Origin of the sequence: Desulfosporosinus cupriresistens (assembly GCF_001707885.1) — a bacterium.
Taxonomy (GTDB): Bacteria; Bacillota; Desulfitobacteriia; order Desulfitobacteriales; family Desulfitobacteriaceae; genus Desulfosporosinus.
This window is the reverse complement of sequence record NZ_MASS01000090.1, coordinates 1-10,204: the sequence shown is the minus strand read 5'-3', so window position 1 is coordinate 10,204 and position 10,204 is coordinate 1. Positions and strand designations below refer to the sequence as shown.

Genomic DNA, 10,204 nt, shown 5'->3' with positions numbered 1-10,204 from the left:
AGATTTTCTAATATAATCTCTTATCTCGAACTTGGCAAAAAAGAAATCCCCATGTTGGGCATCATATCGCAAATCATTTAGATCTACCATAAATCGCTCTCAACTCTTCCTCATAGAAATCCTGGAAATAATCCTCTTCTTCTATCATAACCTTTTCCTCGGAAGGTGTGAGGGTAACCGGTTGTATTTTGTCTAATCTCAGTTCCTGCTCCATTTGGTCAACAGTCAATTTATCGGACATATTATTCTCTCCTTTATAATTTATAGATGACCATAGGTGCTTTTCTAAAAGGATATCATTAACAATTACCATATAACCTTCCTCCTCTCTAAGCTAAGTATATAACTAGAAAAAGGAAGATTCAATATCTATAACCTAACCTAATTGGCATATTTTTACTCTTTTGAATTTTAGGTGTAGCTCTGTCTCCGCCAGCAGGGACTTTCCTCCTTTACGTGTAAGTCAAGATGGCGAAAAGAGACATACCCGAAACTTTTTCTTGTACAAGCGTTTTTGTGTTTTAAACACAAACAGCTCCACAATCCTTACGTTATACCAATCCCCGTCGACCCAAGCCCAGAGGAAGTGTCTTAGCTTAGAGAGCACTTTAGTGGAATCGCGTCAATGAGCGCAGACGATAAGGCGTTAAGAAACGCAACGGTTAACATTCAGAACAGCCCAGAGGTTTTGCGTTTTAGCCTTAGCGACAAGCGAATAGCAAATGTAACGTGTGCGAACGTGCTAAGACACTTCCTCCCCACCGTCGTTCCCTCTTCGTCGAACCAAGCCTGAGGAAGTGTCTTAGCTTAGAGAGCACTTTAGTGGAATCGCGTCAATGAGCGCAGACGATAAGGCGTTAAGAAACGCAACGGTTAACATGCAGAACAGCCCAGAGGTTTTGCGTTTTAGCCTTAGCGTCAAGCGAATAGCGATGCAACGTGTGCGATCACGATAGTCTCCAGTGGAGAGTATCGCCGAAGCCGTGATCCCTAAAGGAATACCTACCGGCGTAGGATGCTAAGACACTTCCTCCCCACAAAATCTAATAATCATCATTTCCAATAATAATCCAGGATCCCCGCCCCCGGTCTTTAACGCTAAATCAGTATTCAAACACTCCGACAACGCCTTTGCTAATTGTTCTGTCGATATCCTTTGGGATTGTTGCCAGACTTTTTGCGCTTCATAGGGTGAAATTCCCAACAAAGAAGGGGCCTCGGCTACATTTCCGCCTCGCTTGCGCAAAGCATTACAGCCTAAAAGAAGCCGTACTTGACGAACAAGCAGCGCCAGGATCTTCAACGGGTGCTCTTCACGCGACACATCCTGTAACGTTTGGATAGCCTTATCAGAGGTTCGATTCGCCACCGCGTCCAAGAGATCAAAGATACTGGCCTCTATCGTACGAGGCGTAATAGTTTTAACGTCTTCCGCCGTTATCTTTTGTCGATCCCCAGTAAAAATTACAAGCTTATCTAATTCCTGGCTCAAAACGCCAGTATGATGTCCTGCCCATTCAATAAATTGGGTTGCTACCTGAGTATCCATCGATTTTCCCCGTATTTTTAATTCCGACTGCACCCAGGCCAGCCATTCCTGCGGTCGCTTCGGAGCACAAAATTCTAAGATCTCCCCAGCTCGGTCTATAGCCTTATAAAATTTTCTTCCTTTGTGCACATTCCCAGCTATAAACAAGAGGCAAGTGGCGGGATTAGGATCGGAAAAGTAGTCCCAGAACGGCTCCAAGTCCGCCGTTTGTCCATCCTGAAAATAGGTGACCTCTTCAACAACCACTAGGTGGTTGGCAAAGAAGGACATCGTATTGGCCCGCTCTACAATGCCAGCTGGAGACAGCTCCTTTGCAGAAACCAATTCAATCCCGCTTCCGGACGGATCTGTCGTGAAATAAAACGACTTAAGGACTTTCAAGGCCTCTTGAATTAAGAAGCGATCCTCCCCGTACCACAAATAAACAGGTGAAATTTTTCCCTTCACGATACTCTCTTTAATTCGTTCAATTTCACGCATCTTCTTAGCTCACCCCTTGCTTATTTTAACTCATTTTCAAGCTTCATGGTACCTTTAAACGGCATGGGGGTCTGCTAATACCAAAAAAAGCCCTCCACGGTCAACCGATCGTGAAGGGGCAAAAGAAAGAGGAGGAGAAAAGAGATGTTCCTTGTTATTGTTGCCCATTATTTCCTTTTTATACATCCCCCAATAATTAATGGGAATAAATCTCTAAAAATCTGATTAACAAACAACAAATTAACGACCAGGGAAGATTTCCATCCCGCGTTCACTTAACAAAAGTCGCAAAGTGCCCTTTTCATCCGTCCGATAAACGGGGATGTGACGTTCTTCCCAATACTCTAAAACTTCAGGCGCAGGATGCCCGAACGTGTTTTTCCCCACCGAAACCCATACAGCCTGAGGATGAATAACATCCAACCAAGGTCTGTACAGAGAAAACCGGCTCCCATGATGTGGCTCCTTAAAAATATTAGTCTCCACATCGACGCCTGTCTGAAATATCTCTTCCATTTCTTCTTGCTCCATATCCGCCGCGAGCAAGACACTTTGCCCTAAGTAGTTAAGTTTTAACACCAAGGAATTATTGTTGGGGTCCGAATGCGTTCCACTAAGAACCCGATGCGGACCCAAGACATCCAACCAGGCCCCAGAATCGAGCTCAATCCGATCGCCAGCCTGAAGCGTGCGTATTTCTTCAGATTGACTGGTTAGCCCAAACGGAAGCCCCGCCTTCCATTCTTCATTTTCCAGTCGATCGCCCACAGCGGGCACCCCTACCCAGTCTGTCGGGATATTGTCAAACACCGCCCGAACTCCCCCGATATGGTCCTGATGTTCATGGGTGATCAACAAGGCATCCAAGTGTCCCGTACCAGTTTGCAATAAATACGGAAGGACAATACGCTCCCCAGCATCAAACCGTTCACTGCGCGGTCCGGCATCCAACAAAATAGCATGCTTCTTAGGCGTGCGAATCAAAATCGAATCCCCTTGCCCGACATCGATCATGACCACTTCCAGATCGTGCTGAGAATTCCATGGACTCCACAGCAAAAGAACAATAAACAGTATCCCGCCCCAACGAGCAAGTAATTTTTGTTCAGACCTGAAACTTAGAGGAACTTTCGAGTACAAAGCCTGGACAACTCTTATTTTTCTTAACCCCCTGCCCAGCAGAAGCAATCTTACTCTTACGATAAAAAGCACGCGACTTTTTCCCCACAATATAATCCCGATTCCACCGTACCAGATTACCCACAAGAGGGGACCCGGGTTTAGCACCCAGACATCGGCATAGGGCAATTCTGCCAATATCTTTAAAATCGAATTCGTTCCGGCCAAAAGCCATAAACTAACCTGAAACAGTGGTGCAGATAACACCCCAGAAAAAGAAAGGGCCACCCCGATGAGCCCCACTTCGAGCACACTACCTAATATAAAAAGGATAAAGACATTGGCAAAAAAACCGATTAAAGATAAGCGATGGAAAGCCACGATCAACAACGGAAGCGTTGCCGCCTGCGCCGCAAGTGTGCCAGCAACAGCTAACCGAAAGAGACTGGGGATCCGTTCAAACACCTTCCCTTTAATAATCCGAGGGGTAAGAACAATAATCCCCCAGGCGGCTGCAAAGGAAAGCTGAAAACCGAGATCCCGAATAATTAAAGGATTTTGGCTAAAGAGCCCTACTGCTGCAAACAACAACCACCGCAACGTCGCCACTTGGCCCCGCCCTAACCGTCCAAGCAAAACGACAATTCCCAAAACAGTCGCTCTGACAATGGGGGCATTTCCTCCACAAAGCGCAGCATAAAATAGAAGCACTAGTATCGTTCCGCTAATTCGAATTTTCTTAGGTAAAAACCATAGGAGCATCCAAGATAACCCTAACACAAAGGCTACATTGGAACCCGAAGCCGCAAAGACATGAAGAACTCCGGTCACTTTGTAACGTTCCTGAACCGAATCCGGAATCCGACTGGAATCTCCAAAGAAGATGCCCTCTAAGACCCCCGTTTCCTCAGGATCCCAGCCTTCCAGCCGACTTCGAACCTGCTGCCGAAGCCTCCAGGTTAGATTTGGCTCCCCCGCAGAAAGCAGGACAACATCCCCTTGCGCGCTTAGCGTACCACTTAACCCTCTAACTGCATCATAAAGACGTAGATCGAATGCCCCGGGTGTCCCAAGTGCTTTAGGTCTTTCCAAATGCGCTTGGAAACGTAACAGGTCCCCGGGCAGAACCCGCTTCCACTCTCCCGGCATCTGCCCCAACTTATCGGCATAAACAGTCAGCTGATAGGTCTGACCTTTTAACTCACCTCGAAGATCAGGCAGTGCATCAGCCGCATTTTCTATCGCCTTGCTGCTGTTCTTCTGCACGGCAGTGTCAAATTCCACGTCTTCAAGGCATACTATCCCCACAGCCTTATCTTCTGCGATATTCCAATCCTTTAAAAAACCAACAACCTCAACATGGTCCAGGCTAAGGGGCTCCGGCAGGATGCGATCTGCAAAGGCACTATACGTATAACCAAGCACAAGACTGGCCCCTAGCAAGAGAATCTCAGGGCGAAACACCCGACCAAAAAAATCCCGAGGCCGCCACAATAGCAGACGAACCCCCAGCAATACGAGAACCCCCCAAAAACAAAGACGCACCTGTTCCGGCAAATACGCTCCACAAAGGCCCCCTATCAAGAGGGCAGCCGCTCGCCCGATCCAGACGTCTCTCATGGGCCAACCGTCACTTGCGAAGCCATCTTTTCGTAAGTTTTAGTTCCAATTCCCGAAACGTTTTCCAAATCTTCCGGACGAGAAAATGGCCCGTGTTCAGTCCGATATTGAAGAATACGTTCCGCTAAAACCGGACCGACTCCAGACAACTTGTCCAGTTCAGCAACTCCAGCAGTATTAATATTAATTTTCCCTCCTGTCGACGCTGGATTAACGCTGCCATTATTAATTGATCCACCACCAACAACCCCAGTATTAGCCCCAACCACATTGATTGGATTCCCCACCACTGTCGACTCCGGAGAAAGAAGAATACTCTTATACGGCACAGAAACCTTTTGCTCATCTTTAAGTTTCTCAGCAGGGTTCATACTCTCCAGGTCAGCCTCAGGCAAAGGACTGACCAGCTTCAAAGCATCATCCAAACGAGCATCCGGAGCTAAATGAACAAGCCCCGGTTTCTCAACCGCACCATCAACATAGACTATGATCTCCCGACTTGAAACCGGTTTTCTAAGATAAGCATTAGAACCATGAGGTAGAAAGAGCTTCCAAATGGCAACCATCACAAGGCCAATCAGTACAAACCACCAAACATAGCGAAGCTTTCGTTCCATTGGCAACTGCTCCTCCCTTTACCTTATCTTCTATATGCTCTTTATCTATCATCAACGATCCACGCCAGATCATCTGAAACTATTAAACTTTCTCTTCATACAACCATGGTAAATTCACTTTCGCTTTATTCCTTCTTTTTCCTGCTAAGAAATCTGATCTATCCTGTCGAATTGGGCGTTCTAACTAGTGTCATTTAACTATGTTCACCCTTTTCTCACCCTGTTTCCTCAATGGTAAAAGATACAAGCTGCTCTACCCTCTTAAATACACCTTCCTCTAGCGTACCTTTAATAAAGGCCTTTCTAGAGTAATAAGGGGGTACCACGAATTGAGAAAACTAAAATTAAAAGTTTGGGACAAGGTCAAAGAGAAAATGTTGAAACCCCAAGCCATAAGTTTTGATACACAGAGCTCAGCTCCATTTGCAGTGAGTGTACCAGGTAGATCTTGGGAACCAATCGGGAAATTCGAATTGCTTCAGTGGACAGGTTTTTCAGATGAAAACGGCATTGATGTGTATGAAGGTGATTTAGTCAAAATCTCAGCAGTCATTTACAAAACCATTTGGAACGAAACGCAAATGATGTTCGAACTTATTGAACTAGGGAGTTCCTCAAAACTCAATATCACTTCAACAGTATTTGGTAGCGTTATAGGCAATGAGTTTGAAAATGGAACATTAACAGTTAACGAATAGGTAACAAACGAAGTACATAATAGTACATTTTAATTTCAACTACCCAAAAAAGCCTATCATTAGCGAAAATAGCCACGACTTGGCAGCTGATAACGCCAAGATCGTGGCTATTTCCATTAGTCGGGTCAAAGTCCTCATCGATTTTTCTTATACGTAACAATATTTTGTGGCCTTAACTCTTTTACCAGGTACAATCTATTACTTTATAACTTTTTTAGCTATTTCGCTAAGCTTGTTTCTACCTTTTAATCCTTGCCGAATTTTTTTATACCAGTCGTATATTGTCAAAGTAAAACACTCTCCTTTCAATTAAAGATGAGGAACTTTTAACACATATTAGTATTATGTGTTAAAAGTTCACTATTATTACATGGTGATTTATTACCCCCCCTTGTACACATTCCCCTCTTACTTTCAGACGGTGCACATGAAATGTGCCGTCTCCCCAGCACTCCGTTCCTCGGACCCCAGCCCAGGACGCACAAGTTCACAACAACCGCGCCGCCCGTGTGGCCAACTCGCTTCGTTCGCCATGAATCAGTCGCACCTGACCATAGAAAGATTGACCATTTAACCGAGAAGCAACATAGGCTAACCCATTACTCTCCTTATCCAAATAAGGATGATCAATCTGATCCGGATCCCCGCAAAGCACAATCTTCGTTCCCTCACCAGCTCGAGTAATAATCGTCTTAATCTCATGCGCTGAAAGATTCTGCGCTTCATCAATAATCATGAATTGATTAGGAATACTCCGCCCCCGGATATAGGTCAACACCTCAATTTCGAGTTGCCTCTTCTTGATGAGCAGGTCAATCGCGCTGTCAACAATCGAATCGCCACCTCGCTCCCGCTCTTTTTCTCGCCGCGGGCGAAGTAAATACTCAAGATTATCATAAATTGGTTGCATATACGGACGAACCTTCTGATCCTTCTCCCCAGGCAGAAAGCCAATATCCTTGCCGAAAGGTACGATCGGCCGAGCACAAAGCATCCTAATATATAACTCATCATGAACCGTTTGTTCCAGACCACTCGCCAAAGCCAGCAGAGTCTTCCCTGTACCTGCTGGACCCATCAGATTAACCAGCTTAATCTCTGGATTATTGAGCAGTTCCATAGCCCAAGACTGTTCCGTATTCTTCGGTCTAATGTCCCAAGATGCCCGACTCTTCTCCGTCTGATAAACTAATCTCTTTCCATCCGGAGAAGACACAAGAGGCAGAATACAATCATCAGTCAAAACTGCTTTTACACAGCGATTCGGCATCAAAGGCACCTGCAGAGGGATGTATTTATTTTGGTAAAGTGCATCAACTTCGCTATCCCCAAGCGGCAATATCAAAATCTCATCCATAATCGAAGGCAGCGCTACTTTGTCATTATAATAGTCTTCCGTTAAGATGCCTAAAGCATCTGCCTTAACACGCATGGCAATATCTTTAGTGACCAAAATGACAGTACGCTCTTCCTCACGCCCCAAGTTTAAAGAAACTGCTAGAATACGATTATCTGCCAGAGCAAAATTCGAATTTGCCGGCAAAATCTCATTAGAGTAATGATTCAACTCAATCCGAATCTTACCCCCGTTCGGCAAAAAAACGCCCTGGGAAAGTTGACCATTGTTCCGTAACCGGTCAAGATGACGAATAGCCTCCCGGGCAGCTCGGCCGACATTTTCCGGAAGGCGTTTCTTACTTTCTATTTCCTCTAAAACTACATAGGGAATAACCACATCATTATCTTGGAATTGAAATAGCGCATTAGGGTCATGCAGTAACACACTAGAATCGAGTACATATACTTTCTGCAAAAATATACACTCCTTTTCTGTCGCTCTTTTATACTGTATTCCATTTGCTACCAATTATCTTCTGTGTGGCGACCAGTTACTGAACCCACCTCTCTTGATACTATATTCCAAACCTAGCTAACCATTCTTGCGAGCTACACCCGACTTTTTCACAGGAGCCAAATCAGTTTCTAATTTTAGTCAAATTATAACCTAGTGATGTAAAAAGATAACACGAAAAATGTTAATAATTTGTTAAGTTGTTAATTATCTTTAATATTTTTAAAGGTCCAAAAAATGCCAACTACAATATATTTATTTGTCTGTGTTGATCACCGTAACTAAATAACTATAAATATAGTCCGCCATTAGCTTATTGCCATTATCATTTGGATGGAGTACATCCTCCAACAATCTGTGCAAAGTAACCGGATCTTGAGGAAATGCGCTCCATACATCGATTAGATTTACGCTATTCTTAGCGGCGACATCCATAATTGTTTTTCTTATACCTAAAAATTTAGATTCATCAGGCGAAATCATCGGTGGTTCAACAATGCAAAAAATATCTGCTTTTGGCGCTTTGCTTTTAATTTCATTGATCAACTGAATATATTTTTTACTAAACTGCTCTGGCGTGGAAAAATTTCTATCAATTCTTCCTGTAAAAATAAATACAGCATCAGTATTACTGGTTATCTCCTTAGCTCTCTCTAAACTATAATCTATAAGTTTTCCTGCTGAAGCTTTGTTGTCCCACACTATCTTATTTGAATACTTCGCATATAAAGCTGTATTCAGATCAGAATTCCAACTCGTTGTTGCGGGATTTGAGGCACCTTGACTAACAGCGATCGATTCACCAAGGATCACCGCATTAACTGAGCCACTTTTAATTTTACTAATACCTGTTAAGGTTTGAACTTTAGCAACTATCGTAGCGGGTATAGTTTTCTGGGAGGCCTGAAACTTTTGGCGAATACCAAAACCTGCCAGAGCGAAAAACAGTATTGCTAATAATAAAAATACACTTTTCTTTTTCATAACCCTTATCCTCTTCCTTCTGGCTAGTTTATTTAGTATCAAATTTTTTAAAAACTCACAAAAAAGCTTATTAAATAGTTCACTTACTTCGAAATATTATACTATATATTTACATATTTGTGTTAAACAGTATTTTCCCAATATATTACTCTACTGAAAAATAAATAATACCACGGAAAAACTTGACTTTTAAAAAAGTATTACTTAAAGTTTAAGTAATACTTTTTTTTTGCTGGAGGTACATTTATTATGACAAAACAACTTCTCTCTGGAAAATTAACTAGCAAAGGGCAACTGACTATTCCAGTAGAATTGAGAACTCTTTTAAACCTTAATGAAGGAGATAGATTAGCTTTTGTCTTAGATGAAAATGAAAGAATTATTGAAGTCCAACCCAAAATCAAGAAGTCAATCCGAGGAGTAATGGGAGCGCTAAAAGTTGCCACAAACATCAACGTGGAGGAAGCAATTGATTTGGCCAAGACCGAACGGGCAAAAGAACTTAAAGAGAGGTCAATGGAGTTAACAGATGAATAAGAAAATGATAGTCGATACTAATATTCTTATTCGTTTATTTACGAAGGATGATGACACTCAGATTGAGCAATTAGTTCAGCTTATAGAACAAGGCGATATAGCATTTCATGTTCAATCAATTGTTCTTCTTGAAGCTTACTGGGTCTTACGAAAAGTATATAATTTTGATAAAGAAACGATTTTGCGAGTCTTCGAAGATTTCATTGAAGCTGATGAAGTTGAGCTTGATGAAGATGGTTTAGTACAACGTGTCTTAGCTCATTTCCGTGGAGTAAATGTTGATTTAGTAAATGTTTACTTAGCTGAGAAATCAAAAAGCTTGGAGTTGTCGGTATTAACTTGGAATGCTAAGGATTTTAGAAAGCTAGAATGTGAATTTTACAGGCCACAAGATTTAATATAAAGATTATGTAGGTATTGCCAAGTAAAGCTAATAATGTCCCACTGATGAGAAGGATGCTATACGGCATCCTTCTTTAGTATATTTCCAGCTATCAACTCTTTAGCAGATTTTTGAGTCTCCCCAGCACTCCCGTCTCCCCCGTCCCAAGCCCGGGACGCAGTATGACACGAGCGCGAGGTCTTTACGTAAGCAGAAAAGAAAACTTCCGTGAAAGCGACTGACCCCAGACACGGGGCAGCGCACAAGGATGTGCGCTGCCGCCAATGCGCCAAGGATGGCGCTTTTGGTACGATAGTCTCCAGTACGATAGTCTCCAGTGGAGAGTATCGCCGAAGCCGCGATCCA

Annotated in this window: 11 protein-coding genes; 4 read left to right on the top strand and 7 right to left on the bottom strand. The window is 43.2% G+C overall.

The window, feature by feature from the left end:
* Positions 1–73: 73 nt before the first annotated feature.
* On the bottom strand, positions 74–313 hold the full coding sequence (locus DSBG_RS20600) for a hypothetical protein (RefSeq protein ID WP_068966771.1): 240 nt from the start codon (positions 311–313) through the stop codon (positions 74–76).
* A 312-nt stretch (positions 314–625) separates the two neighbouring features.
* Here DSBG_RS20600 and DSBG_RS23330 point away from each other — a divergent pair, with 312 nt between their 5' ends.
* Positions 626–793 carry a hypothetical protein gene (locus DSBG_RS23330; protein WP_176716344.1) on the top strand — a complete coding sequence of 56 codons (168 nt, stop codon included), beginning with the start codon at positions 626–628 and terminating at the stop codon, positions 791–793.
* Between the two features lie 225 nt (positions 794–1,018).
* Here DSBG_RS23330 and holA read toward each other — a convergent pair whose 3' ends face one another.
* From holA to DSBG_RS20585, 3 genes are all read right to left on the bottom strand, one after another.
* Entirely contained in the window at positions 1,019–2,029 is a 1,011-nt protein-coding gene (gene holA / locus DSBG_RS20595) for a DNA polymerase III subunit delta (RefSeq protein ID WP_068966769.1), read from the bottom strand.
* Positions 2,030–2,269: 240 nt separating this feature from the next.
* Entirely contained in the window at positions 2,270–4,768 is a 2,499-nt protein-coding gene (locus tag DSBG_RS20590) for a DNA internalization-related competence protein ComEC/Rec2 (RefSeq protein ID WP_068966767.1), read from the bottom strand.
* Entirely contained in the window at positions 4,765–5,385 is a 621-nt protein-coding gene (locus DSBG_RS20585) for a ComEA family DNA-binding protein (protein WP_068966765.1), read from the bottom strand. Before DSBG_RS20585 ends, DSBG_RS20590 begins: the two co-directional genes overlap by 4 nt.
* A 329-nt stretch (positions 5,386–5,714) precedes the next feature.
* On the opposite strand from DSBG_RS20585, the gene DSBG_RS20580 reads away from it, so the two are divergent.
* Positions 5,715–6,083 carry a YopX family protein gene (locus DSBG_RS20580; RefSeq protein WP_068966763.1) on the top strand — a complete coding sequence of 123 codons (369 nt, stop codon included), beginning with the start codon at positions 5,715–5,717 and terminating at the stop codon, positions 6,081–6,083.
* A gap of 487 nt (positions 6,084–6,570) precedes the next feature.
* Here the strand turns inward: DSBG_RS20580 and DSBG_RS20575 are convergent, their stop codons facing one another.
* Together DSBG_RS20575 and DSBG_RS20570 are read right to left on the bottom strand one after the other, a co-directional pair.
* A complete protein-coding gene (locus DSBG_RS20575) occupies positions 6,571–7,896 on the bottom strand; it encodes a PhoH family protein (RefSeq protein ID WP_068966761.1) in 1,326 nt (441 codons plus the stop codon).
* A gap of 294 nt (positions 7,897–8,190) precedes the next feature.
* Positions 8,191–8,919 carry an SGNH/GDSL hydrolase family protein gene (locus DSBG_RS20570; protein ID WP_068966759.1) on the bottom strand — a complete coding sequence of 243 codons (729 nt, stop codon included), beginning with the start codon at positions 8,917–8,919 and terminating at the stop codon, positions 8,191–8,193.
* 249 nt (positions 8,920–9,168) lie between these two features.
* Here DSBG_RS20570 and DSBG_RS20565 point away from each other — a divergent pair, with 249 nt between their 5' ends.
* Together DSBG_RS20565 and DSBG_RS20560 are read left to right on the top strand one after the other, a co-directional pair.
* Entirely contained in the window at positions 9,169–9,456 is a 288-nt protein-coding gene (locus tag DSBG_RS20565; RefSeq protein WP_068966757.1) for an AbrB/MazE/SpoVT family DNA-binding domain-containing protein, read from the top strand.
* Positions 9,449–9,859, top strand: a complete 411-nt coding sequence (locus tag DSBG_RS20560) for a type II toxin-antitoxin system VapC family toxin (RefSeq protein ID WP_083237008.1) — start codon at positions 9,449–9,451, stop codon at positions 9,857–9,859. The genes DSBG_RS20565 and DSBG_RS20560 overlap by 8 nt, the downstream gene beginning before the upstream one ends.
* Before the next feature lie 56 nt (positions 9,860–9,915).
* Here DSBG_RS20560 and DSBG_RS20555 read toward each other — a convergent pair.
* On the bottom strand, positions 9,916–10,204 hold a 289-nt coding region (locus tag DSBG_RS20555; RefSeq protein ID WP_207647275.1), incomplete at its 5' end, for a hypothetical protein.

Coding starts and splice junctions, on each gene's coding strand:
- DSBG_RS20600 (WP_068966771.1), bottom strand. CDS start 313: ATGGTAATTGTTAATGATATCCTTTTAGAAAAGCACCTATGGTCATCT.
- DSBG_RS23330 (WP_176716344.1), top strand. CDS start 626: ATGAGCGCAGACGATAAGGCGTTAAGAAACGCAACGGTTAACATTCAG.
- holA (WP_068966769.1), bottom strand. CDS start 2,029: ATGCGTGAAATTGAACGAATTAAAGAGAGTATCGTGAAGGGAAAAATT.
- DSBG_RS20590 (WP_068966767.1), bottom strand. CDS start 4,768: ATGAGAGACGTCTGGATCGGGCGAGCGGCTGCCCTCTTGATAGGGGGC.
- DSBG_RS20585 (WP_068966765.1), bottom strand. CDS start 5,385: ATGGAACGAAAGCTTCGCTATGTTTGGTGGTTTGTACTGATTGGCCTT.
- DSBG_RS20570 (WP_068966759.1), bottom strand. CDS start 8,919: ATGAAAAAGAAAAGTGTATTTTTATTATTAGCAATACTGTTTTTCGCT.
- DSBG_RS20565 (WP_068966757.1), top strand. CDS start 9,169: ATGACAAAACAACTTCTCTCTGGAAAATTAACTAGCAAAGGGCAACTG.
- DSBG_RS20560 (WP_083237008.1), top strand. CDS start 9,449: ATGAATAAGAAAATGATAGTCGATACTAATATTCTTATTCGTTTATTT.